The sequence below is a fragment of the Flavobacterium sp. NRK F7 genome, assembly GCF_024054195.1.
Classification (GTDB): domain Bacteria; phylum Bacteroidota; class Bacteroidia; order Flavobacteriales; family Flavobacteriaceae; genus Flavobacterium.
Genome location: NZ_JAMXLB010000001.1, coordinates 2,288,780 through 2,313,062, shown reverse-complemented (window position 1 = coordinate 2,313,062; position 24,283 = coordinate 2,288,780). Strand labels below are relative to the sequence as shown.

Annotated in this window: 27 protein-coding genes; 18 read left to right on the top strand and 9 right to left on the bottom strand. The window is 31.3% G+C overall.

Features of this window, described 5'->3' with window-relative positions:
• Nucleotides 1-29 precede the first annotated feature (29 nt).
• The 3 genes from NHF47_RS10405 to NHF47_RS10395 all read left to right on the top strand — a co-directional run bounded on the left by NHF47_RS10405 (nt 30) and on the right by NHF47_RS10395 (nt 3,722).
• Nucleotides 30-1,310, top strand: a complete 1,281-nt coding sequence (locus NHF47_RS10405; RefSeq protein WP_252764858.1) for a hypothetical protein — start codon at nt 30-32, stop codon at nt 1,308-1,310.
• Between the two features lie 86 nt (nt 1,311-1,396).
• Nucleotides 1,397-2,611, top strand: coding sequence for an RsmB/NOP family class I SAM-dependent RNA methyltransferase (locus tag NHF47_RS10400; RefSeq protein ID WP_252764857.1), 1,215 nt, complete (start codon nt 1,397-1,399; stop codon nt 2,609-2,611).
• 4 nt (nt 2,612-2,615) lie between these two features.
• Nucleotides 2,616-3,722 carry an endonuclease gene (locus tag NHF47_RS10395; protein ID WP_252764856.1) on the top strand — a complete coding sequence of 369 codons (1,107 nt, stop codon included), beginning with the start codon at nt 2,616-2,618 and terminating at the stop codon, nt 3,720-3,722.
• A 62-nt stretch (nt 3,723-3,784) separates the two neighbouring features.
• Here NHF47_RS10395 and NHF47_RS10390 read toward each other — a convergent pair whose 3' ends face one another.
• Nucleotides 3,785-4,078, bottom strand: a complete 294-nt coding sequence (locus NHF47_RS10390) for an antibiotic biosynthesis monooxygenase (RefSeq protein WP_252764855.1) — start codon at nt 4,076-4,078, stop codon at nt 3,785-3,787.
• A 216-nt stretch (nt 4,079-4,294) separates the two neighbouring features.
• Nucleotides 4,295-5,074, bottom strand: a complete 780-nt coding sequence (gene mazG / locus NHF47_RS10385) for a nucleoside triphosphate pyrophosphohydrolase (RefSeq protein WP_252764854.1) — start codon at nt 5,072-5,074, stop codon at nt 4,295-4,297.
• Between the two features lie 191 nt (nt 5,075-5,265).
• Between mazG and NHF47_RS10380 the strand changes: the two genes are divergently transcribed.
• Genes NHF47_RS10380 through NHF47_RS10370 form a run of 3 tightly spaced genes read left to right on the top strand, consistent with a single transcriptional unit; the run spans nt 5,266 to nt 6,419 of the window.
• On the top strand, nt 5,266-5,802 hold the full coding sequence (locus NHF47_RS10380; protein ID WP_252764853.1) for a DUF2975 domain-containing protein: 537 nt from the start codon (nt 5,266-5,268) through the stop codon (nt 5,800-5,802).
• 2 nt (nt 5,803-5,804) lie between these two features.
• Nucleotides 5,805-6,008, top strand: coding sequence for a helix-turn-helix transcriptional regulator (locus NHF47_RS10375; protein WP_130736122.1), 204 nt, complete (start codon nt 5,805-5,807; stop codon nt 6,006-6,008).
• 45 nt (nt 6,009-6,053) lie between these two features.
• Nucleotides 6,054-6,419 carry a VOC family protein gene (locus NHF47_RS10370; RefSeq protein ID WP_252764852.1) on the top strand — a complete coding sequence of 122 codons (366 nt, stop codon included), beginning with the start codon at nt 6,054-6,056 and terminating at the stop codon, nt 6,417-6,419.
• A gap of 46 nt (nt 6,420-6,465) precedes the next feature.
• Here the strand turns inward: NHF47_RS10370 and NHF47_RS10365 are convergent, their stop codons facing one another.
• Complete coding sequence (locus tag NHF47_RS10365) at nt 6,466-6,888, bottom strand: DUF5606 domain-containing protein (protein ID WP_252764851.1); 423 nt, start codon at nt 6,886-6,888, stop codon at nt 6,466-6,468.
• A 103-nt stretch (nt 6,889-6,991) separates the two neighbouring features.
• A complete protein-coding gene (def, locus tag NHF47_RS10360; protein ID WP_252764850.1) occupies nt 6,992-7,579 on the bottom strand; it encodes a peptide deformylase in 588 nt (195 codons plus the stop codon).
• A gap of 209 nt (nt 7,580-7,788) precedes the next feature.
• Between def and NHF47_RS10355 the strand changes: the two genes are divergently transcribed.
• From NHF47_RS10355 to NHF47_RS10310, 10 genes are all read left to right on the top strand, one after another.
• A complete protein-coding gene (locus NHF47_RS10355; protein WP_252764849.1) occupies nt 7,789-8,463 on the top strand; it encodes a GNAT family N-acetyltransferase in 675 nt (224 codons plus the stop codon).
• 15 nt (nt 8,464-8,478) lie between these two features.
• Nucleotides 8,479-9,696: an argininosuccinate synthase gene (locus NHF47_RS10350; RefSeq protein WP_252764848.1), complete on the top strand. Its 1,218-nt coding sequence runs from the start codon at nt 8,479-8,481 to the stop codon at nt 9,694-9,696.
• Entirely contained in the window at nt 9,686-10,657 is a 972-nt protein-coding gene (gene argC / locus NHF47_RS10345; RefSeq protein WP_252764847.1) for an N-acetyl-gamma-glutamyl-phosphate reductase, read from the top strand. The genes NHF47_RS10350 and argC overlap by 11 nt, the downstream gene beginning before the upstream one ends.
• A 13-nt stretch (nt 10,658-10,670) precedes the next feature.
• The gene (locus tag NHF47_RS10340; RefSeq protein WP_252764846.1) at nt 10,671-11,834 is read left to right on the top strand and encodes an aspartate aminotransferase family protein; all 1,164 of its coding nucleotides are present in this window, start codon (nt 10,671-10,673) and stop codon (nt 11,832-11,834) included.
• A complete protein-coding gene (locus NHF47_RS10335) occupies nt 11,812-12,765 on the top strand; it encodes an N-acetylornithine carbamoyltransferase (protein WP_252764845.1) in 954 nt (317 codons plus the stop codon). The genes NHF47_RS10340 and NHF47_RS10335 overlap by 23 nt, the downstream gene beginning before the upstream one ends.
• Entirely contained in the window at nt 12,758-13,558 is an 801-nt protein-coding gene (gene argB / locus NHF47_RS10330) for an acetylglutamate kinase (protein ID WP_252764844.1), read from the top strand. Before NHF47_RS10335 ends, argB begins: the two co-directional genes overlap by 8 nt.
• Nucleotides 13,533-14,618, top strand: a complete 1,086-nt coding sequence (locus NHF47_RS10325) for a M20 family metallo-hydrolase (RefSeq protein ID WP_252764843.1) — start codon at nt 13,533-13,535, stop codon at nt 14,616-14,618. The genes argB and NHF47_RS10325 overlap by 26 nt, the downstream gene beginning before the upstream one ends.
• A gap of 1 nt (nt 14,619) precedes the next feature.
• Nucleotides 14,620-15,930 (top strand): argininosuccinate lyase, encoded by a 1,311-nt coding sequence (argH, locus tag NHF47_RS10320; protein WP_252764842.1) that lies wholly within the window; start codon nt 14,620-14,622, stop codon nt 15,928-15,930.
• 145 nt (nt 15,931-16,075) lie between these two features.
• The gene (locus tag NHF47_RS10315; RefSeq protein ID WP_252764841.1) at nt 16,076-16,321 is read left to right on the top strand and encodes a hypothetical protein; all 246 of its coding nucleotides are present in this window, start codon (nt 16,076-16,078) and stop codon (nt 16,319-16,321) included.
• Nucleotides 16,322-16,335: 14 nt separating this feature from the next.
• On the top strand, nt 16,336-17,139 hold the full coding sequence (locus NHF47_RS10310; protein WP_252764840.1) for a glycosyltransferase family 1 protein: 804 nt from the start codon (nt 16,336-16,338) through the stop codon (nt 17,137-17,139).
• Between the two features lie 8 nt (nt 17,140-17,147).
• Here the strand turns inward: NHF47_RS10310 and NHF47_RS10305 are convergent, their stop codons facing one another.
• The 4 genes from NHF47_RS10305 to NHF47_RS10290 form a co-directional block, all read right to left on the bottom strand.
• Entirely contained in the window at nt 17,148-17,624 is a 477-nt protein-coding gene (locus NHF47_RS10305) for an Lrp/AsnC family transcriptional regulator (protein ID WP_130736134.1), read from the bottom strand.
• A gap of 6 nt (nt 17,625-17,630) precedes the next feature.
• On the bottom strand, nt 17,631-18,044 hold the full coding sequence (gene ruvX, locus NHF47_RS10300) for a Holliday junction resolvase RuvX (protein ID WP_252764839.1): 414 nt from the start codon (nt 18,042-18,044) through the stop codon (nt 17,631-17,633).
• Between the two features lie 132 nt (nt 18,045-18,176).
• Nucleotides 18,177-19,655 (bottom strand): malate:quinone oxidoreductase, encoded by a 1,479-nt coding sequence (locus NHF47_RS10295; RefSeq protein WP_252764838.1) that lies wholly within the window; start codon nt 19,653-19,655, stop codon nt 18,177-18,179.
• Nucleotides 19,656-19,777: 122 nt separating this feature from the next.
• Complete coding sequence (locus NHF47_RS10290) at nt 19,778-20,389, bottom strand: PAS domain-containing protein (RefSeq protein ID WP_252764837.1); 612 nt, start codon at nt 20,387-20,389, stop codon at nt 19,778-19,780.
• Nucleotides 20,390-20,630: 241 nt separating this feature from the next.
• On the opposite strand from NHF47_RS10290, the gene NHF47_RS10285 reads away from it, so the two are divergent.
• Both NHF47_RS10285 and NHF47_RS10280 read left to right on the top strand, forming a co-directional pair.
• On the top strand, nt 20,631-21,446 hold the full coding sequence (locus tag NHF47_RS10285) for a 2,3,4,5-tetrahydropyridine-2,6-dicarboxylate N-succinyltransferase (RefSeq protein ID WP_252764836.1): 816 nt from the start codon (nt 20,631-20,633) through the stop codon (nt 21,444-21,446).
• A gap of 144 nt (nt 21,447-21,590) precedes the next feature.
• Nucleotides 21,591-23,462: an LTA synthase family protein gene (locus tag NHF47_RS10280; protein ID WP_252764835.1), complete on the top strand. Its 1,872-nt coding sequence runs from the start codon at nt 21,591-21,593 to the stop codon at nt 23,460-23,462.
• On the opposite strand, the gene NHF47_RS10275 is transcribed toward NHF47_RS10280, so the two are convergent.
• A complete protein-coding gene (locus NHF47_RS10275; RefSeq protein WP_252764834.1) occupies nt 23,459-24,211 on the bottom strand; it encodes a glycosyltransferase family 2 protein in 753 nt (250 codons plus the stop codon). The genes NHF47_RS10280 and NHF47_RS10275 overlap by 4 nt on opposite strands.
• Between the last annotated feature and the right edge of the window lie 72 nt (nt 24,212-24,283).

Sequence of the window (24,283 nt, the reverse complement as noted above, 5' to 3'; positions counted from 1 at the left end):
ATTTCATGTAATATAAAACATGAATACTTATGAAAACGAATTTACTTACCGGAATATTTAGTTTTTTCTTAGCGATTGGTTCCTTTGCACAAGATAAAACAACTGTTACAGCAAACAGTAGCGATATAAGTGATAATTTAGACTTACGAGCAGTTGCAACTATATTTGGTGATGCTTCTGACTTAGAAGACTTTGAAAGAAGATTGAACGATCCAAAAGCTCAGATTTCTAACTTAGATTTAAATAATGATAATTATGTCGATTATTTACGTGTTATAGAATCTGTAGAAGGTTCGGCTCATATTATTGTCATTCAAGCCGTTTTAGATAAAGATATTTATCAAGATGTAGCCTCAATTGAAGTAGAGCGAGACAACAACAATAATGTTCAAGTACAAGTTGTAGGTGATGTGTATATGTATGGTGCAAATTATATTTACGAACCTGTTTATGTACACAGACCAATTATTTATACTACTTTTTGGGTTAGCAGTTACCGTCCTTATTGCTCAAGTTGGTATTGGAATTATTATCCTACCTACTATACCTACTGGAGACCATTCCCAATTTTTAGATATAGAAATCATATTGCTGTACACATTAATTTTGGTCACAGCTATCATTATGTAACTACTAGAAGATGTTCATATGCTTACAATGCCTATTATGGTAGAAGAGCAAATGGTTATGAAAGAAGATACCCAAACAGATCCTTCAGTCATAGAAATTCTGGATATAGCAATAGATATGAAATGGATCAAAACAGATCTATACGTACAAGAGTACCTGGTTCAAGAGAATTAGCATACAATAACAGAACGTCTAGTACAAGAGGAAACAGAACGAATTCAAGTGCTACAAGAAGTTATGATGCTACAAGAAGATCAAACGCAGAGACATCAACTAGAGGGAATGCTTCAACAAGAAATAATTCAAATGGAACTACACCTAGAAACTATTCATCAACAAGAGATAATACGCATTCTGGTAATTCTCCAAGAAGTTATTCCTCAAACAGAAGTACAAAATCAATAACCAATACTCCAAGAAATACTAATTCCTCAGTACGATCGAATTCAGGTGCAACTAGAAATTATGAACCCAATAGAAATTCAAGTTCTAGAACCAATACATCAAGAGGTGCATCTACAACTAGAAATAATGCTACTATGAATTCATCAAGAAGTTCTAATACTAACAGAGGGAATGCTACAACTAGAAGTGGTGGTAACTCTAGACAAAGTGGTAGTGCATCTGGAAGAGGAAATTCATCTGGAAGAGGAAATTCAAATCGTGGTGGTAGAGTATAACGTTTTTATATACTGTATAATAAAGCTGTCATTTATGGCAGCTTTTTTTGTTTAAATTACTATCTTTGCGGGCTGATTAAATAAAAATGAGATTACACAGAAATTTAGTTTTTACGGTTATTGATTCATTATTAGCTATTTTTAACGAAGGAGAATATGCTGATAAAGTAGTAGCTCGTGCCTTAAAAAAAGACAAACGTTGGGGAAGTAGCGATAGAAAGTTTGTAGCTGAAACCATTTATGAAATTGTTCGTTGGAAACGCTTATATGCTGAAATCGCAGAAGTGAAAGAACCTTATGATAGAGATAATGTTTGGAGAATTTTTGCTGTTTGGGCAGTATTAAGAGGAATCACACTTCCAGATTGGAAATATTTTGAAGGAACTCCTTCAAGAAAAATTAAAGGAAGATTTGATGAATTATCAAAAATCAGAAAATTCAAAGAATCTATTCCTGATTGGATGGATGAATTAGGCGTAAAAGAATTAGGCGAAGCAAAATGGTCCAAAGAATTAGAGGCTCAAAATAAACAAGCTGAAGTTATTCTTAGAGTCAATACTTTGAAGACCACCAAAGAAAAGTTAAAAGCTATCTTGATGGATTTGAACATTGAGACCTACGCTTCTAAAGATTATCCTGATGCTTTAATTTTGAAAGAAAGAGCCAATGTGTTCATGACAGATGTTTTTAAAGAAGGGTATTTTGAAGTTCAAGATGCTTCTTCTCAATTAGTGGCCTACTTTTTAGATGTTGCTCCAGGAATGCGTGTAGTAGACACCTGTGCTGGTGCTGGTGGAAAAACGTTACATTTAGCCTCTTTAATGCAAAACAAAGGTCAATTGATTGCTATGGATATTTACGAAAGTAAATTAAAACAATTAAAATTACGTGCCAAAAGAAACGGAGTACACAATGTAGAATTTCGAGTTATCGAATCTACCAAAGTGATTAAAAAACTGCATGAAAAAGCAGATCGCGTTTTAATTGATGCACCTTGTAGTGGTTTAGGCGTTTTAAAACGTAATCCTGATAGCAAATGGAAATTACAACCTGAATTTATTGATAATATTAAGCAAGTTCAAGCGGAAGTTTTACAAAACTATTCTAAAATTGTAAAACCTGGTGGAAAAATGGTATACGCTACTTGTTCTGTGTTACCATCAGAAAATGAAAAACAAGTACAACACTTTTTAACTACTGAAGCGGGTAAAGACTTTACCTTTGTAAAAGATCAAAAAGTTTTAGCTCACGAAAGTGGTTATGATGGATTTTATATGGCCCTATTAGAACGAAAACTATAAAAAAATGAAAAACAAATTAACTCTATTACTTTTACTTTTAAGTTGTGCAACATTTGCACAAGATGGTGCTCCAGCATCTCCATATTATGATAATATGGACTGGAATTTAACAGGAATGGCTTTAAAAAGTGCTCTTGCAACAAAAATTGCTACTACACACACCAATTATCTTACGTATTCTGAAGTTTGGAATGCCACTCAAGTAACGGATTTAGATCCAGCAAATTCAAATAATGTATTATTATTATATGGTTTTAGTTCAAATACTTGCCCATCTTCTCCAACTGACGATAAAGATCACCGAAGTCGTAATAAATTTTCAAATGGTGGTTCTTCATCATGCGAATGGAACAGAGAACATGTATATGCAAAATCATTAGGAACTCCTGGTTTAGATGATGGAGGAGCAAGTGATGCTGGTGAAGATGCGCATCATTTAAGAGCAAGTGATGTAGACCGAAACAATGATAGATCTAGTGAAAAATTTGCTGCAGGTTCTGGAAATTCTGGAGATATTACTGCATCAACGTGGTATCCTGGTGATGAATGGAAAGGTGATGTAGCGCGTATGATGATGTATATGTACCTGCGCTACGGTTCGCAATGTTTACCAATAAATGTAGGTGTTGGTAATCCTGTTGCAAATGATGCCGATATGATTGATCTATTTTTACAATGGAATGTAGAAGATCCTGTTTCTCAATATGAAGACAATAGAAATACCTACCATGGTAATACCGCAAACACATATGCTCAAGGGAATCGTAATCCATTTATAGATAACCCTTATTTAGCAACCGTGATTTGGGGTGGCCCAGCTGCTGAGAATAGATGGCCAACTATTTTCTTATCTTCTGAAAATTTTGATCTAGCTACTCTTGTAAATATATATCCAAACCCAACAAGCAACAACACTATTTTTGTATCCTCACCTACTTCTTTAAAAGAAATGGTGGTTTACAATATCAATGGGCAAATTGTACAAGAAATTAAAAATCCAAATACAATTTCTACTGAAACGTATCAAATAAACAATTTAAATAGTGGATTTTATATGGTAAAAGTAGCATCTGAAAATGCTACAATCACTAAAAAGATTATTGTAAATTAAATATTTCTATATAGGGCTATAAAAAGAGGTTTAATTTAAAAATTAAACCTCTTTTGTTTTTGTTAGAATCCAAAATCGTATTCTCTTTCTATTTTTGCAATTCTCACCTTGTAGTTTTTATACCATGTATTTCTCCCCTTTTCTTGAGCAACTAAATGATCGATATGGGTCTTCCAATTACGAATCGCTTCTAAACTTTCCCAATACGATACCGTTATACCAATTTCATTTCTAGCACTTTCAACACTTATAAATCCAGGCTGTAATCGCGCTAAAGTCTCCATTTTTTGAGCCATTTCAGCATAACCGTTGTCATTATCCGTTCTTATTGAAGTAAAAATTACTGCGTAATACATGGTGAAGTTAGAAGTTAGAAAATTACAAATATGTTTTAAATTATATCTCTTTTTAAAAATAAAATCAATCAAAAACTAAGTACTATAAACGCTTCGCTTCTTCCCAAAATACTAAGAGTATTTGAAAATCATAGATTTCCAATTCCTTATTTTGATAAACGCTTCGCTTCTTCCCAAAATACTAAGAGTATTTGAAAATCATAGATTTCCAATTCCTTATTTTGGTAAACGCTTCGCTTCTTCCCAAAATACATCCATTTCAGCTAAGGTCATGTCTGCTAATGATTTTCCTAATTCACCAGCTTTATTTTCTAAATATTGAAACCGTTGTATGAATTTTTTATTGGTTCGCTCCAATGCATCTTCAGGATTTACTTTTAAAAAACGAGCATAATTAATCATAGAAAATAAAACATCACCAAATTCTGCTTCTATTGTATCATGATTCCCCGATTGAATTTCATCTTGTAACTCTTGTAATTCTTCTTGTACTTTTTCCCAAACTTGATGTGGCTCTTCCCAATCAAAACCTACTCCTTTCACTTTATCTTGTATGCGACTCGCTTTTACCAATGCTGGCAAACTCTTTGGTACACCTTCTAAAACGGACTTTTTTCCTTCTTTTAATTTCAATTTTTCCCAATTGCGCTTCACTTCTTCTTCATCAGCAACAACCACTTCTCCATAAATATGCGGATGACGATCAATTAATTTATCGCAAATAGAATTGGCAACATCTGCAATATCAAAAGCATGGGTTTCACTTCCAATCTTTGCATAAAAAACAATATGCAATAATAAGTCGCCTAATTCTTTCTTTATTTCTTGTAAATCATTATCTAAAATAGCATCACCTAATTCATATGTCTCTTCTATAGTTAAATGACGTAGACTTTCTAAAGTTTGTTTTTTATCCCAAGGACATTTTTCTCTTAGATCATCCATGATATCTAATAATCTATTAAAGGCTTGTAATTGACTTTCTCTATTGTACATTGGTTTTTATTTAGAATTTCAAAATGAATACTGTAAAATTAGGTATTATTTTATGAAATGATGCTATCCTATCTCTGAATAATATTTTTTATTTGATAAATTTATTGAAAAAAATAAATTAATTATTTTTTATTGTTTTTCAATAAATTTTTATTTATTTTTGACAAATATTAATTGCTAATTAAATAATTATGTCAAAACAAAGTAACATCGTTTTTAAAATTCTGAGTATTGTTACTTGGATTATTTTTGTGGGTTTGTCTATTGAAGCAGGTGGTCTATTAGTTAATTTTTTCATCAGTATTTTCAAACCTGAGTGGATACAAAATTTATATCAAAAATTAGATTTAACGGTACTATACAACCAAAGTAAATTCTTATTTTTTGGTATCTATAGTTTTATCTTGTGTATTGCGATTCTAAAAGCTGTACTTTTTTATATGATAATTAAATTGACTTATAAAATCAATTTAGAAAAACCATTTAGCGCATTTGTTTTAAAACAAATTTCACGGATTAGTTATTACACATTTTCTATAGGTATTTTGAGTTTTATTGGACAACAAACCACTCAAAATGCAATGCATAAAGGGTTTGACATCACTCCTATCCATCCATTTTGGCCCGATAGTCAAGCATTTATTCTCATGGCAGGAATTATCTATATAATTGCGGTTATTTTTGCAAAAGGAATTGAACTACAAAATGAAAATGAATTAACTATATAAGTATGCCAATAGTTGTGAATCTTGATGTAATGATGGCAAAAAGAAAAATGTCATTGAACGAACTCTCAGAGAAAGTGGAATTAACACTCTCCAACCTTTCTATTTTAAAAACAGGTAAAGCCAAAGCCATTCGATTTAGTACTTTAGAAGCAATTTGTAAAGCTTTAGAATGTCAACCTGGTGATATTTTAGAATATATTGATTAATATTCTTTTTTAAAGTATCTTTATAATCCCTTTTAAAACATACTTATGAATCACCAAGCCAAATCCATACGCCCTTTTATTGGAGCCAAAAACTATGCTATTTCAAGACAGTTTTACTTAGATTTAGGTTTTAAAGAAAGTAGTATAGAACCAAATATGAGCTACTTCTATTCAGGTGAGTTTGGCTTTTATCTTCAAAATTACTATGCAAAAGATTGGATAGACAACACTATGGTTTTCATGGAAGTGGAAGATGTGTATGCTTTTTGGAATGAATTACAAGAACTTCGATTACCTGAAAAATATGTAGGGGTAAAAATTGTCCCCGTACGGGAACTTGCTTGGGGAAGAGAATGTTTTGTACATGACCCTTCAGGAATATTATGGCATTTTGGAAATTTTAATACCTAAAAAAGTCCTCATTTGAGGACTTTTTTAGTATGACATAATTTTAAAATTATTCTGCTTTTTCTTCTTTAGCTTCTTCTGTTAAAGCCTCAACAGAAACAAAACCTTTTGGTTGTAATATATTGTACCAATTTAAAATCTTTTTGATATCTGAAGTATACACTCTCTCTTCATCAAACTCTGGTAATACTTCACGAAAATAGGCCTTTAAAGTAGCATCGTCTTCTTTATGAGAAATAGTCGCACCATCATTTTCTTTTGTAGCAATTGCTTTAAAAACTTCTGATAAACGAACTTCTTCTGTATAGGTATACACTGCTATTTCAGATAACAAACTTACATTACTTCTCATACCAACAGTAATTCGCTTTCCGTCTAATAATGATTCAGCAACAAATCCAGTTCTTGTTTGTATTTTTAATTCGTATAAACCTGGTTTCCCAGAAATAGCTAATATTTTTTGAATACTCATGTTGTTTTAATTTTTTTAAAGATGGCAAATATATAATTTTAGTTTAAAGTTTAAAAGTTAAAAAGTCGAAAGTTACATGGGTTACCATTCGACTCTTCTCTCTTTATCTCCCTTTTACTTTGGCAAATTTCATTTTATAATCGGGTCTTGCTTTTCCTTCTAAAATATTATTTAGCTTTTTACCAATTAACTTCTTTTTTAAAGCCGATAAATGATCTGTAAATAAAATTCCTTCAATATGATCATACTCATGTTGAATAACACGTGCAATTAACCCTGAATAAACCTCTGTCTTTTTATTAAAATCTTCATCAAAATATTCAATTGTAATTGTTTCATGTCTAAAAACATCTTCTCTTACATCTGGAATACTTAAACAACCTTCATTAAATCCCCAAATATCTCCTTCTTCTTTAAGGATTTTAGCATTGATAAACGTTTTCTTAAATACTTTTAATTCTGCCGCCTCTTCTTTGGAAACCTCATCACTATCAGCAAATGGAGCTGTATCAACAATAAAAATTCGAATTGGCAAACCCACTTGTGGTGCTGCCAAACCTACTCCAGATGCATGATACATCGTTTCATACATATTACTTATTGTCTCTTTTAAATTAGGATACTCTGGTGTGATTGCCTCTCCTACTTTTCTTAAAACGGGTTCACCGTATCCGTATATTGATAATATCATTCTTTAGTACATTTTAATAAAGTGCAAAATTAAACAATTAAATTATATGTTATGCTAGATTTTTTACTACAAAAAAAGATAATTTATTTATAATAATTTATTAAAAAGATAAAATATCCAAATATAAGATTTTATAATATTATTTATCTTTATTTAACTAAATTTACAAATAATAAATCTATATTTGCCGCTTATTATTAATTTTAACTATGCAATTTACGATTGAACAAGCTTCAGAAAAGCATTTACATTATGCCGAAGCGATTTGCAATGAAATGGAAGCTTCTGCTAAAGTTAGAGGCACTGGTATTGCTAAGCGTTCACCTGAGTATCTTCAAAAAAAAATGATACAAGGCAATGCCATTATTGCTATAACAGAAACTGGCAATTGGGCTGGATTTTGTTATATAGAAGTGTGGAGTCACGAAAAATTTGTTGCTAATTCTGGTTTAATTGTCTCTCCTGAATTTCGGGAATTTGGCTTAGCCAAGAGAATAAAGCAAGCTATTTTTAAATTATCTAGAAGTAAATACCCTACTTCTAAAATCTTTGGTTTAACTACTGGTCTAGCAGTTATGAAAATTAATAGCGATTTAGGTTACGAACCAGTAACGTATTCTGAATTGACTCAAGATGAGGACTTTTGGAAAGGTTGCACTTCTTGTATCAATTATGAAATTTTAATAAGTAAAGATCGAAAAAACTGTATGTGTACAGCTATGATTTGGGATCCAGTAGAAAAAGAAAAAGACAAAAAATTAAAAATAGAACAAAAAGTTATCGCAAAAGAGCGATTAAGTAGAATGAAGAAAAAACATTCTTTACTGAAAATATTATCTATGAAATTTAAAAAAAAAAGTAAAACTTTTTTAAACCTTATTTAAAATCGAATTATAACAATGAAAAAGAAAATAGTTTTAGCATACAGTGGTGGTTTAGATACTTCTTTTTGTGCTGTTTATCTCTCTAAAAAACTAGATTATGAGGTACATGCAGTTACTGTTAATACAGGAGGGTTTTCACAAGAAGAAATCGATGCTATTGAAAAACGTGCTTATGAACTAGGTGTACATTCCTATACTTGTGTAGATGCAATGGAAGATTATTATGCAACTTGTGTAAAATATTTAATTTTTGGAAATGTACTAAAAAACAACACCTATCCTTTATCGGTTAGTGCAGAAAGAACCATTCAAGCAAAAACCATTGCAGAATATGCCATTCAACTTCAAGCAGAAGCAATAGCTCATGGAAGTACTGGTGCAGGCAATGATCAAGTTCGATTTGATGTAATTTTTAATATTCTTTGCCCTAATATTACTAGTATAACCCCAATACGCGATTTACAACTTTCTAGAGAAGCAGAAATTCAATTTTTACAAGAGAATGGTTTTGAAATTAATTTTGAAAAAGCGCTCTATTCTATTAATAAAGGTCTATGGGGAACTTCAGTTGGGGGAAAAGAAACACTTACTTCTCATGGCTATTTACCAGAACAGGCTTTCCCGTCTCAATTAAATACGGCAGTAGCTCCTTCTACAAATGTAACACTTCATTTTGAAAAGGGAGAAATAGTAGGTATTAATAATAAAGCATTTTCCAATCCTGTACAGGCCATTCAACATCTTGAAAATATTGCAGCTCCTTATGCAATTGGAAGAGATATACATGTGGGTGACACCATTGTAGGTATAAAAGGAAGAGTTGGTTTTGAAGCTGCTGCTGCCATTTTAATTTTAAAAGGACATCATCTTTTAGAAAAACACACCTTATCCAAATTTCAATTAAATCTGAAATCACAATTAGCAGACTGGTATGGAAGTTGGTTACATGAAGGTTTGTTTTTAGACCCAGCTATGAGAGATATCGAAACCTTCTTTGAAAGTACTCAAGATAAAGTAACTGGAAAAGTATTTATTACACTACTACCCTATCGCTATATTTTGAATGGAATTGAATCAGAAAATGATTTAATGAATGCTAAATTCGGTAGTTATGGTGAAATGAATTTAGGCTGGTCTGGAGAAGATGTAAAAGGGTATTCAAAAATTATAAGCAATTCTCTTTCTATTTATCATAAAGTGAATGCATCTCAAAAAAAAATCAATGCAAACTAAAATAAAAGTAGGAATTATAGGTGCTGCTGGTTATACAGGTGGCGAACTCATTCGATTATTACTCCATCATCCAAATGTACAAATTAACGCTGCTATCAGTAGAAGTAATACTGGTAAACCAGTTTATACTGTACATACGGATTTATTTGGTGAAACTGAATTATTGTTTATGAATGAATATATTAACTCAGACGTTTTATTTTTGTGCTTACCACACAAAGAAAGTAAAACTTGGCTAGAAGAACATATCGTTTCTGATACCACTAAAATCATTGATTTAGGAAACGATTTTAGATTAGATGGTAATTTCTCAAAAGGTGAATTTATTTACGGTTTATCAGAAACCAATTGGGAAAGCATACAAAAAACAAACTATGTAGCTAATCCTGGTTGTTTTGCAACAGCCATACAATTGGCATTATTACCATTGGCACAAGAAAAATTATTAAATAAAGTGTATACAACTGGTATAACGGGTGCAACGGGTGCAGGGCAACAATTACAACCTACCTCACATTTTAGTTGGAGAACCAATAATATTTCGCCTTATAAAACATTATCGCACCAACATGTACCTGAAATTTGTCAAACCTTAGAACATTTGAACCAACAAAAAGTTCATTTAGAATTTGTACCCTGGAGAGGTGATTTTACGAGAGGTATTTTCACCAGTTCTACAGTAGAAACGTATTTGTCTTTGGAATCGGTTTATGCGATTTATGAAACGTATTATAAAAACAATCCATTCGTATTTGTTTCTCGTAATACAATTGATTTAAAACAGGTCGTCAATACAAACAAATGTTTGATTCACATTGAAAAACAAGGAGAACAAGTGGTTATTCACTCTATTATAGACAATTTAATTAAAGGAGCTTCAGGTCAAGCTATTCAAAACATGAACATCATGATGGGTTGGGAACCAACTTTAGGCTTAAAACTAAAAGCATCCGCATTTTAAAAATACTCACATTATGAAACTATTTGATGTATATTCGTTATTTGATTTAAACTTCATTGAAGCTGAAGGCAGTTATTTATGGAATGATAGAAATGAAAAATATTTGGACCTATATGGTGGTCATGCTGTAATATCTATTGGTCATAGTCATCCAACCTATGTAAAAATGTTAACCCGACAATTACATAATATTGGTTTTTATTCTAATTCTGTACGCATACCTATTCAAGAAGAAGTAGCCAAACAATTAGGAAAATTAAGTGGCTATGGTGATTACGAATTTTTCATGTGCAATTCAGGAGCTGAAGCCAATGAAAATGCTTTAAAATTAGCTTCTTTTCATACTAATAAGAAAAAAGTAATTTGCTTTACAAAAGCGTTTCATGGAAGAACAGCAGCAGCTGTTGCCGCAACGGATAATAAAAAAATTATAGCTCCTATAAATGAAACGGATAATTTTATCTTTTTACCTTTTAATGAAATAGAAGTATTAGAAGATGCTTTTAAAAATAATGAGATTGCTGCTGTAATTATTGAAGGAATTCAAGGTGTGGGCGGTGTTCAAATACCTACTACTCCATTTTTACAAAAAATAAGAACGTTATGTGATCGTTATCGAGCATTACTTATTTTGGATGAAATTCAATCGGGTTATGGAAGAACGGGTAAATTCTTTGCACATCAACATGCTAATATTAAAGCAGATATCATTACGGTTGCTAAAGGTATGGGAAATGGGTTTCCTGTTGGTGGTGTAATTATTTCACCTGAAATTGAAGCCAAACATGGTTTGTTAGGAACTACTTTTGGAGGCAATTATTTAGCATGTGCAGCTTCAAAAGCCGTTTTAGAAGTGATGGAATCTGAAAAATTAATGGCAAATGCCAAGGAAATGGGCGATTATTTGTACCAACAGTTAAAAGAGGATGAAATTATCAAAGAAATCCGTTATCAAGGCCTCATGTTTGGTATTGAATTAAAAATGCCTTGTGCACCCTTTAGAAATCAATTGTTACAAGATTTTAGAATTCTAACTGGAAATGCATCTTGCCCAAACACACTTCGGATTTTACCCGCTTTGAACATTTCCAAAAAGGAATTAGATGTTTTCATCAGTGCTTTTAAAACCGTTTCTAAATTAAACATAAAAAAAAATGAACAAATTCTTTTCTGTTAACGATATAACAGATTTAAATACATTAGTAAAGGAAGCTATTGCATTAAAAAAAGCACCTTTACAAAACCAACATTTAGGAAAAGGAAAAACTATTGGTCTAGTTTTTTTAAATTCTAGTTTGCGTACGAGGTTGAGTACTCAAAAAGCGGCTCAAAATTTAGGGTTACACACCATTATATTAAACGCGAATCAAGAAGCATGGACTTGGGAATTTGAAGATGGTGCTATCATGAATGGAAATACTGTAGAACATGTTAAAGATGCAGCTAATGTATTAAGTCAATATTGCGATATTATTGGTATTCGTTGTTTTGCAGGTTTGACAAATAAAGAAGAAGATGTTTCAGAAAAAGTGTATTCCCTTTTCGAAAAATATGCTAAAGTTCCTGTAGTTTCTTTAGAGTCAGCTACTTTACACCCTTTTCAAAGTCTAGCGGATTGTATAACCATTGCGGAACATTTACCAGTAAATAAAAAGCCAAAAGTAGTATTAAGTTGGGCACCTCATATAAAACCTATTCCTCAAGCAGTTGCAAACTCTTTCTCTCAATGGATACAAGAAACTGATTATGAGTTAGTAATTACACATCCTGAAGGTTATGAATTAGATTCTCAATTTACGGATGGAGTTACTATTGAATACAATCAAGAAAAAGCACTTGAAAATGCCGATTTTGTATATGTAAAGAATTGGTCCTCTTTTAAAAACTATGGCAAGCTAATTCCTGTTGAAGAAGACTGGTTATTGACTAATGAAAAATTGAAAAGAAGCAACAATGCTAAAATAATGCATTGCTTACCTGTAAGAAGAAATGTGGAGATTAGTGATGAAGTATTGGATAGCGAAAATGCACTAATATACCAACAAGCTAATAACCGAACGTATGCGGCTCAAATTGTATTGCAAAAAATATTAGAAAATAATGAATAAAGAAAAGGTTTTAGTAATAAAAATTGGTGGTAATAGTATCGATAACCCAAAAGAATTAGTTGCTTTTTTGGAAACTATTGCTACTATTAAAACGCCTTTTATACTCGTTCATGGTGGTGGAAAACTAGCAACAGATTTAGCCGAAAAACTTAATATTTCTCAACAATTAATTGATGGAAGAAGAATTACTGATGCAGAAACCATTAAAATTGCAACTATGGTGTATGCAGGTTACATTAATAAAAATATTGTAGCAATACTGCAAAAAAACAATAAAAACAGTATTGGATTATCAGGTGCTGATGCCAATCTTATTCAAACTACAAAAAGAGTGCATCCTACCATAAATTATGGCTTCGTAGGCGATTTACATGCCACTAGTGTAAATATCGATTTTATAGAGAATCTATTGAATTTTGGTTTAACACCGGTGATAAATGCCATTACACATGATGGAAAAGGTCTGTTATTGAATACCAATGCCGATTCTATAGCCAATGCTTTAGCGGTAAGTTTAGCTAGCAAATATGAGGTTTCATTATTGTATTGTTTTGAAAAAAACGGGGTTTTATATGACCCCAGTAATGATGATTCCATTATACATGAATTGAATCATCAACAATTTGAAGAATTAAAACAGCAAGGAATTATTTCTAAAGGGATGCTACCCAAACTAGACAATTGCTTCCATGCTTTACAAAATGGAGTACAAACAATAGCCATCTTAAAAGCAACTCGTATTTTAGGCTTTTTAAACCACACAAATCATGAATACACAAGAATTATCAAATAATACCGTTACAGAATTATATGAAACAGCACTTTCATTACTGAAAAAATTAATAATCACACCTTCTTTCAGCAAAAGTGAAGATAAAACAGCTGCTATACTTGAAGATTTCTTTAAACTAAATGGAATACCAACGCAAAGAAGCATGAATAATGTTTGGGCCTTTAACAAACATTATAATCCTTCAAAACCTACTATTTTATTAAATTCTCATCATGATACAGTAAAACCTAATTCGGGTTATACCTTAAATCCTTTTGAACCTATTGAAAAAGAGGGTAAACTTTTTGGACTAGGTAGTAATGATGCTGGTGGACCTTTAGTAAGCTTAATTTGTACCTTTTTATATTTCTACGAAAAAGAAAATTTAAATTATAATTTAATTATTACTGCTACAGCGGAAGAGGAAATTTCTGGTGTAAACGGAGTCGAGTCTATTTATAAAAAATTAGGCCCTATTGATTTTGCCATTGTAGGCGAACCTACAGAAATGAATTTAGCTATAGCAGAAAAAGGATTGTTGGTTTTAGATTGCGAAGCTTCTGGAACCTCTTCTCATGCAGCACATCCAAATACGGACAATGCTATTTTAAATGCCATTCAAGATATTCATTGGTTTACCCAGTATAAATTTGATAAAATTTCTTCAATTTTGGGAGAAGTTAAAATGACACCTACTATTATTAATAGCGGTTCCCAACATAATGTGGTTCCCAATTCCTGTCATTTTACTGTAGATGTAAGAACCAACGAATGTTATTCTAATGAAGAAGTCTTTCAACTAATACAGAAAAAAGTAAAATCTAAAGTTACAGCTCGTTCTTTGCGATTGAACTCCTCTTCTATTCCATTAGAACATCCTTATGTTAAAGCAGGATTAGCTTTAGGAAGAACATATTACGGTTCGCCAACATCTTCTGATCAAGCCGTTATTCCTTGTCCGTCTTTAAAAATAGGTCCTGGTTTATCTACACGTTCTCATAGTAGTGACGAATTCATTTATTTGGATGAAATAAAAAACGCCATCCAAATTCATATTTCAATTTTAACTCAAATACTATAAGATGGCAACTAAAATTTGGCAGAAAAAAGAAACATCTAATGAACAACATGCAGCAATAGTTGAAAAATTTACGGTGGGCAAGGATGTAGTTTTTGATTATTTATTAGCGAAATATGATGTTCAAGGATCTTTAGCACATTGTGAAATGTTAAATTCAATAGGTTTATTAACCCATGAAGAATGGTTGGTTATCCAAAAAGAATTAAAAAATATTGCCATTGAAATTGAAAATGAAAATTTCGAAATAGAACCAGGAATTGAAGATGTGCATTCACAAGTGGAACATCTATTAATTCAACGAATTGGAGACATAGGTAAAAAAATACATAGCGGTCGTTCTAGAAACGATCAGGTTTTAACCGATTTAAAGCTCTATTATAAAGCAGAAATACAAGAAATTATACAACGTACTGAAGTTCTTTTTAACACCTTAATTGGATTAAGTAAACAACATAAAGATATCTTATTACCAGGATATACCCATTTGCAAATTGCGATGCCTTCTTCTTTCGGGCTTTGGTTTGGTGCTTATGCAGAAAGTTTAATTGACGATTTAGAATTGTTTTTAGCCGCCCATAACATCGTCAACAAAAACCCATTAGGTTCTGGTGCTGGATATGGTACATCCTTTCCATTAAACAGAAGCTTAACAACACAACTATTAGGCTTTAAAACCCTAAATGTTAATGCTGTATATGCACAAATGACTAGAGGAAAATCGGAGAAGGTTGTTGCAATGGCTCTCGCTGGAATGGCAAGTACAATCAGTAAATTTGCTTATGACACCTGTTTGTATTTGAATCAGAATTTTAATTTTATTTCTTTTCCAGATTCCTTAACTACTGGAAGCAGTATTATGCCTCATAAAAAAAATCCGGATGTTTTTGAAATTATGAGAGCTAAATGCAATCGTATTCAAGCAGTACCCAACGAATTAATTTTGGTTACCAATAACTTACCTTCTGGTTATCATAGAGATGTTCAGGTAACTAAAGAAATTTTGTTTCCGGCAATCTCATCCTTAAAAGAATGTTTGGAAATGTTAGACTTCATGTTGGCACATATTCAAATAAAACCCAACATTGTAGCCGATGAAAAGTACAAATACATGTTCAGTGTAGAGAATGTGAACCAACAAGTATTAGATGGTGTTCCTTTTAGAGATGCTTATAAAAACATCGGTTTAGCTATAGAAAATAATACATTTGAACCTACTTATAATGTGAAGCATTCACATGAAGGAAGTATTGGCAATTTATGCAATGAATTGATTGTGTCCCAATTTAGAGAAATACTAGGTAAGTTTAACTGATAAATAGGTAATTTCAATCTGCTAAACTTTTAAAACCTAAAAATACTTTCATAATAAAACGGTTTTGTAATTTTTGAATATCTAATGTTAGATAAATCCATCTGTTTATTCAAAAACAAATTCTATTTTTACGAAAACATTATTTATGAAAGTATTTTTAGAATCACATAATATTACTAATAAATTTGGAGGTTTTGGAACCTTTAATTATGAATTAATCCATGCACTTTCAGGTTTAGATACAACAGGTTTAGAAATTACTTTAAATTCTAAATATCCAGAACAATTAAAAAAGGAATTCAAAAATACATTCAATTATTCAAAATATAAGAGTTTTGAACGATATCCATTATTTCGAAAAAAAAGAAATATGATGTTTGGCATAGCTTGAATCAAAATACAAAAGTGGAACCATTCTTCAAACCTAAAAAATATATTTTAACCGTTCATGATGTTAATTTTATGGAAGAAATAGCAGCAGAGAATAAAAATCATGAAATAATTAAACGCTTTAAAAGTAAAATAGAAAGAGCTGATATAATTACCTATGTTTCAGAATATTCAAAAAATCAAACACACCACTATTTTAATGTAAAGAACAAACCAGAATATGTAATTTATAATGGTAATCCGTGTGAACAACTTCTCGATACCAACAATTTTTCTCCCACAAATCATCCTTTAAACCAACACTTTTTCTTTTCAATAGGTGATTTTCTAGCTCGAAAAAACTTCTTAGCATTGGTACAAATGATGGAAAAAATGGAGGATCACATCTTACTATTAGCTGGTAATGACGATAAAGTATATGGCGACAAAATAAGAGATTACATAAAAGATAAAAACTTAGAAAATAAAGTGTTTTTATTAGGGAAAATTAGTAATTCAGCAAAGCAATATTATTTAAAAAATTGTACTGCTTTTTTATTTCCTTCAATTCGAGAAGGTTTTGGATTACCACCAATAGAAGCCATGAAATTTGGCAAACCTGTTTTTTTATCAAATTTAACTTCTTTACCAGAAATTGGAGCTGACGTGGCTTTTTATTGGGAAAGTTTCAATCCTGATACGATGAAAGATTTCCTATTCTCTAAATTAGACTTGTTTTCAAAAAACCAAGCATTTTATACAGAAAAACTGAAAACAAGAGCCGATTTTTTTAGTTGGGAAAAAGCAGCAAAAGACTATTTAAGACTATATCGCGAATAAAAAACGTACTATTCTTTAATTCCAAAAGGATAAGCGGTTTCTTTTTTGCATTCGTTCATTACAATGCTGCTATGGTATTGACCAATATTAGGTATATTTGAAATAACATTCACAACAAAATCATTGTAGCTTCGAATATCATTGGCCACAATTTTTAGCATATAATCATAATTTCCTGACAAACTAATAACGTCTAAAACTTGAGGAATAGGTGTAATAATTCTTTCAAATTCGTCAAGAGCTTCTTTTGATTGTTCTTTTAAGGTAACGTTGCAATACACAACAATCTCTACTCCTATTTTAAAACGATCTAACAAAGCCACATATTTCTTGATTACGCCATTACGTTCCAAGTTCTTAATACGTTCGTAAGTAGGTGTAAACGAAAGCCCTATTTTTTCTCCAATATCTTTTACCGAAATGGTAGAATCATTCTGCAAAATTTCTAATATTAATTGGTCTTTAGCATCTAATTGGTCTCTCATTTTCAATTATCTTTTATAATGCAAATAATCTTGTAGCATAATCGTAGCTGCAATTTCATCAATTAAGGCTTTATTTTTGCGTTGGTTTTTCTTTAAACCACTATCTAACATGGTTTGAAAAGCCATTTTAGAAGTAAATCGTTCATCGACTCTATCCAAAAGCATTTGCGGAAATTCTTTTTGAAATAGAAGAATAAACTTTTCAATAATTACAGCACTTTCAGAAGGCGTTCCATCCATTTGTTTGGGTTCCCCAATAATAACTTTTTCAACTTTTTCTTTTGAAAAATAATCCTTTAAAAATACAAGTACCGTTTCTGAAGGAATGGTTGTTAACCCAGAAGCTATTAATTGCATTTCATCCGTAATGGCAATTCCTGTTCGTTTTAATCCGTAATCTATAGCAAGTATTCTAGCCATTGTTTTGTTTTAGTATACAAAGATAAGTAAAGAAGCTGTGATTTATCTTTTAAAAACGCAATAAAAAAAGGGCTTACAAGCAAAAAACTTCACTAAAAGAAGTAAATTACTAATAAGCCGTTTTTTTATATATTAGTTTACCAACTTCAATGTTGTACTTGTCATGGCTCTAATTTGAGTACACAACTCGTCATTATCATTTAACGATTCTCCAAAAGCAGGAATCATTTCTTTGAATTTATTTTGCCAATCAGCAGATTGGTATTTTTTAGCAAAGCATTTACTAATAACTTCAATCATAATAGAAACTGAAGTTGATGCACCAGGAGAAGCTCCTAATAAAACCGCTAAAGAACCATCATCATCATTTACTACTTCGGTACCAAACTCTAGTACACCTTTCCCATTTTTATCTTTCTTAATCACTTGAACTCTTTTTCCTGCCGTTTCCAAAACCCAATCTTCACTCTTTGCATTTGGAAAATAGTTTTTTAAAGCTTCCATTCGATCTTCTTGAGACTGCATAACTTGTTCAATCAAATATTTAGTCAAAGGAATATTATGAATTCCAGCAGAAAGCATGGGAACAATGTTATCCGTTTGAATGGATTTAATCAAATCGAGATACGAACCATTTTTTAAAAATTTAGTGGTAAAACCAGCATAAGGACCAAAAAGCAACTCTTGTTTGCCATCAATAATTCTGGTATCGATATGAGGTACTGACATCGGTGGCGAACCCACAGAAGCTTTTCCATATACTTTAGCTTTATGTTGTTTAATAATTTCAGGATTCATACAGCGTAACCATTGTCCGCTAATCGGAAAACCACCATAACCTTCACCTTCTTCAATATTTGCTTTTTCTAATAAGGGTAAAGAACCTCCTCCTGCACCAATGAAAACAAAAGGGGTTTTTATCTTTCTCGATTTTTTGGTATCTAAATTTCTAACCTTAATTCTCCAACTACCATCTTCTTGCTTTTTTAATTTTTCAACTTCTGTATCAAAATACAGTTCAATTCCGTCTTGATTCTTCAAATATTCAAATAATAATCGGGTCAAAGAACCAAAGTTAACATCCGTTCCTATAGGCATGTAAGTAGCGGCATGAACTTCATCTTTTGGTCTGTCGTGCATAACTAATGGCATCCATTCCTCTAAAACCTTTTCATCACTACTGAATAACATTCTTTTAAAAAGACTTTTTTGAACTAAAGCTTCATGTCTTTTTTTTAAGAAAGCTACATTTTCTTTACCCCAAACAAAGCTGATGTGTGGGATTGAATGAATAAAATCTTCAGGATTCTTAAGCACACCTTTTTGAACTAAATAACTCCAAAATTGTCTCGAAACTTCATAAGCTTCGGATATTTTTAAAGCTTTAGAAATATCAATACTTCCATCTTCTTTTTCAGGAGTATAATTCAATTCACAAAAAGCAGCATGTCCTGTTCCAGCATTATTCCAAGCATCACTACTCTCAGAGGCCGCTTCAGACAAGCGTTCGTATATTTCAATTTTACAATTAGGATCTAATTCTTTTAATAAAATCCCAAGCGTTGCGCTCATAATTCCAGCACCTATTAAAACTACATCTGGATTTTCCATCTAATTCTTCTTTATAAACTTATTCTTACCTAAAAAGCCATACAAAGATACGTAAAGTATAAAAAGGAAGAGTTAATTATAATGCAAAAATAGCGCCCTATTCTTAAGAAATACTTAATTTTTTACCTTGAAAAGAACCTACTAAAAAAGCTTTTTTCCTCTTCTGTCTTTTGATTGGAATGGTTCTCCATTTTTTCTTGATTGTATATCAACTCCAGTATGTATTGTACATAGGTTTTATTCTTTTCTTCCAAAAAACCAGTCAAATATTTTTCGCTATACTCCATACCACTTGCAGCTTCTATTTGCCATAATTTTTTATATAAAGGTTCAATGTGGTTGGTAATCACTTCTTGAGGCACTGCCCTTCTTCTAGCAAAGTAATTCACTATTTCGCCTGCTTCATTTTTAGAAATCTCAAAATCGGTAATTACCCAATAGTATCTTCCTGATTTGGCTAAATTTTTAACTATTGCATGAAAGTTTTCCCCATTTTTCAATTTTTCCCAAAGTACTTTAAAAATTACTTTTGGCATATCGGGATGTCTTATAATACTATGTGGTTGTCCCATTAATTCATAATCTTCATATCCACAGACATCCACAAAAACTTCATTGGCATATTCAATGGTTCCGAAGGCATCCGTTTTACTCATAATTACTTTGGTTTTATCCCAAGTTACTTCTTTGTCTACTAGTACAGGTTTGTTTACAATTTGATTTTGAAAATTCATATTTTATGGTTTTACAATTTATTTTTTTATTTATTCGTTAGCAAAACTAGATAAAGCTGAAGTTTAAAAAACTGATAAAAATCAGTTCCTACATTTTAAATAAGTGTATTTAATAGCCTTTACCACTTTTGGAAGAGATAAACAAAACTCACATATCGATTGAGAAACGACGAATATGTAACGGAAACAAATTATGATTTATAAAAAAACGAATTATCTTTGCCAAAAATAGATGTAAACCATGATACAATTACAAACTACCATAGAAAATGCTTGGGACAACCGTGCATTATTACAAGAAGAAAGTACACAAAAAGCCATAAGAGAAGTTATTGAATTGATAGATTCAGGTGTATTGCGTGTAGCACAACCCGTTGAAAACGGCTGGCAAGTAAATGAATGGGTTAAAAAAGCCGTAGTTTTATATTTTCCAATTCAGAAAATGGAAACTCTTGAAGCTGGAATTTTTGAATATCACGATAAAATGCCTTTAAAAAAAGGATATGCTGAAAAAGGAATTCGTGTAGTGCCTAATGCAGTTGCTCGTCATGGAGCCTATATTTCAAAAGGAGTAATATTAATGCCAAGTTATGTGAATATAGGAGCTTATGTAGATGAAGGTACTATGGTAGATACTTGGGCTACCGTAGGAAGTTGTGCCCAAATTGGTAAAGATGTACATTTGTCAGGTGGTGTGGGTATTGGTGGTGTATTAGAACCCTTACAAGCCGCTCCTGTAATTATTGAAGACGGAGCTTTTATTGGTTCTCGCTGCATCGTAGTAGAAGGGGTTCGCGTAGAAAAAGAAGCGGTTTTAGGAGCAAATGTTGTTTTAACAGCTTCCACAAAAATTATTGACGTAACTGGTTCAGAACCCAAAGAGTTTAAAGGAGTGGTTCCTGCTCGTTCAGTAGTTATTCCAGGAAGTTATACTAAAAAATTTGCTGCTGGCGACTATCAAGTTCCTTGTGCACTAATCATCGGACAAAGAAAACCATCAACCGACTTAAAAACCTCTTTAAATGAGGCTTTAAGAGAATACAATGTAGCCGTTTAAAATATAGTATACTACTCTACATATAAAAATCCAAATGTTGATTCATTTGGATTTTTTGTTATCCAAGGAAAATTTAATGTAAATACATCCTTAATAAATTGTAAATATTTATTCATTTTATAAATTTGTCGAAATTTATAAATAATGAAAAACTACTTTAAGAGTATTCTTCTCTTTTTCAAACGCTTTTTATTGGTTCTGTTTATCTATCAAATTTGTAGGTTTTTATTTTTATACTTTAATAAATCTGCTTTTAGTGGCTTACATCTGAAAGTATTTTTAGGAGGTATTCATTTTGATCTTTCTGCTATAGCTTATATTAATATCCTATTTGGTTTTTTACATCTATTTCCTGCAAAATTCATTTATAAAAAGGGATATCAAAATGGGTTAAAAATAGCTTTTTATACCGTTAACTTTATTTTTATTCTAACCAATTTTGTAGATTTTGAATACTATAAATTTACAGGAAGAAGAAGTACGTTCAGCATGATTACTGCCTCTGGTATGGAGAATGAAATTGGCGGATTAATGCTATCCTTTTTAAAAGAATTTTGGTATTTACCTCTACTGGGAGTTATTCTAGCAGTCGCATTTTGGAAAATATTACCTACTCTTACTTTTTCTACTATAAAAGAAAAAAATACTCTTGCAACTGTATTGAAACAAACTGGTCTTTTTATAATTGTTATGGGGTTATTATTGGTTTTAGGTCGAGGAGGCTTTCAACAAAAACCTTTAAAAGTAGTGGATGCCGTAAATTATGGGGCCATTAGTCATTCCGCTTTAGTTTTAAATACGCCATTTTGTATTTTAAAAACAATTGGAAAGAAAGAAACTTTAGAAGCGACTTCCTTTTATAATGATGCCGAATTACAAGCTATATTTAATCCTGTTTTAGAACTACAACCTGATGGTGAGGCCTTGAAACAAAATGTAATCATCCTTATTTTAGAAAGCTTTGGTCGCGAAAACCTACAAATTGGTCAAACTCCTTTTTTAGATTCTTTGATAACCAAATCCCTTTTCTTTGAAAATGGTTTCGCCAATGGTAAATTATCCATTGATGCTGTTCCTTCTACGTTATCTAGTATTCCAAGTTTAATGAATCATTCCTTAATTACTTCCAGTTACTCAATTAATGAAGTATACGGATTGCCAAAAATTTTAAAAGACAATAATTATTACACAGCCTTCTTTCATGGTGCATTCAACGGAAGTCAGAATTTTGATCAATATTGTAAGGTAGCAGGTTTTGATGCCTATTTCGGTAAAGATGAATACGAAGGACCTGAAGCTTTTGATGGTAACTGGGGAATTTATGACGAAGAATTTATGCAGTTTTTCTGCACTAAAATGAGTACTTTTAAAACGCCATTTTTCACTTCTCTATTTACAATTTCTTCTCACAACCCTTATAAAATACCAGAACGATATAAAGACAAATTCCCTAAAGGAAATACGAAAATTCAAGAAAGTATAGCATATACAGATTTTGCCTTAAAAAAGTTTTTTGAAAGTGCTAAAACACAACCATGGTACAAGAATACTTTATTTGTAATTACAGCTGATCATACTTCCTCTGAGCCAACAGCTGAAAAATTTAAAACGAATATTGGTAAATTTAGAATCCCAATTATGTTTTTCAATCCTGGTAATCCTAGCTTTGGAGGATTAAATTTTAGAAATTTTCAACAAATTGATATCATGCCATCGATACTTAGCTATTTAAAAATAAAGGCTAAGATGATTACCTTTGGCAAGCCATATCTGTCTGAAAAAGATTTTGTTGTTTATTATTTAGACAATATTTACCATTATTTAGATGGAGATTATTATATGGCATTTGATGGTAAAAAAGCAATTGGTTTATATAATTTTAAAGAAGATGAATTATTACAACATAATCTTTTAAATTCAAACCCAACAATTGCAACTAAAATGGAACAATTTATAAAAGCATACATTCAGGCTTTCAATCAAAGAATGATTGCAAATAAATTAACAATAAATTAATTTTTTGATTGTCGTTGTAACTTTAATAATTTAGCATATTTCATGTAGGAAAAAAAAGCTTGAATCATAGCAATAGTTAAGCCATCCAAACCATTAAATATCCCTTTCTTAAAGAAATAACAACGTATAAACGCAACTGTTCCGTTTAAAACTGGTTTCCAACTGTTAATTCTCTTTCCTTGATCAAATAATTGTTGAGCATGCCAAGTTGAATACTGGTTCTTTTTCGCTAAAATTTGATCAAATGAACTCCATCCATAATGCAAAATATGTACCGCTACTTTCTTTTCATTTGTTGCAATTATTTTTTGATGTACTTTAGCATTTGAAGGATGAGCCGTTTTTTTATTAAAAAAGCGAACTTTACTATCAGGATACCAACCCGAGAAATCAATTAATTCATTTGCTAAAAAATTTTTAACACGAAAAGAAAAAGCATCATAATCACCTGATAGATATTTTTTATCTAAAATAAACGCTTTTGCATCAGCATCTAGAAATTCATCTGCATCCAAATTTAAAATCCAATCATTTTTACAAAAAGGTAATCCATGGGTTCGTTGTGGCCCATCTCCTAAAAATGCTTGTGTAATAACCTTAGCTCCTTTAGCTTCTGCAATGGCTACGGTTTGATCAGTACTTAAGGAATCTACAATGATAACTTCATCACATACTTCAAATAGTGCATCAATACATTTACCAATGTTTTTTTCTTCATTAAAAGTAATTACTAAACCACTAATTGCCATAATTCATAAAATTTAAGCAAAAGTAACTAATTTATTTTTTCTTAGAGTTTCAAATTCTTACATAGTTATGTA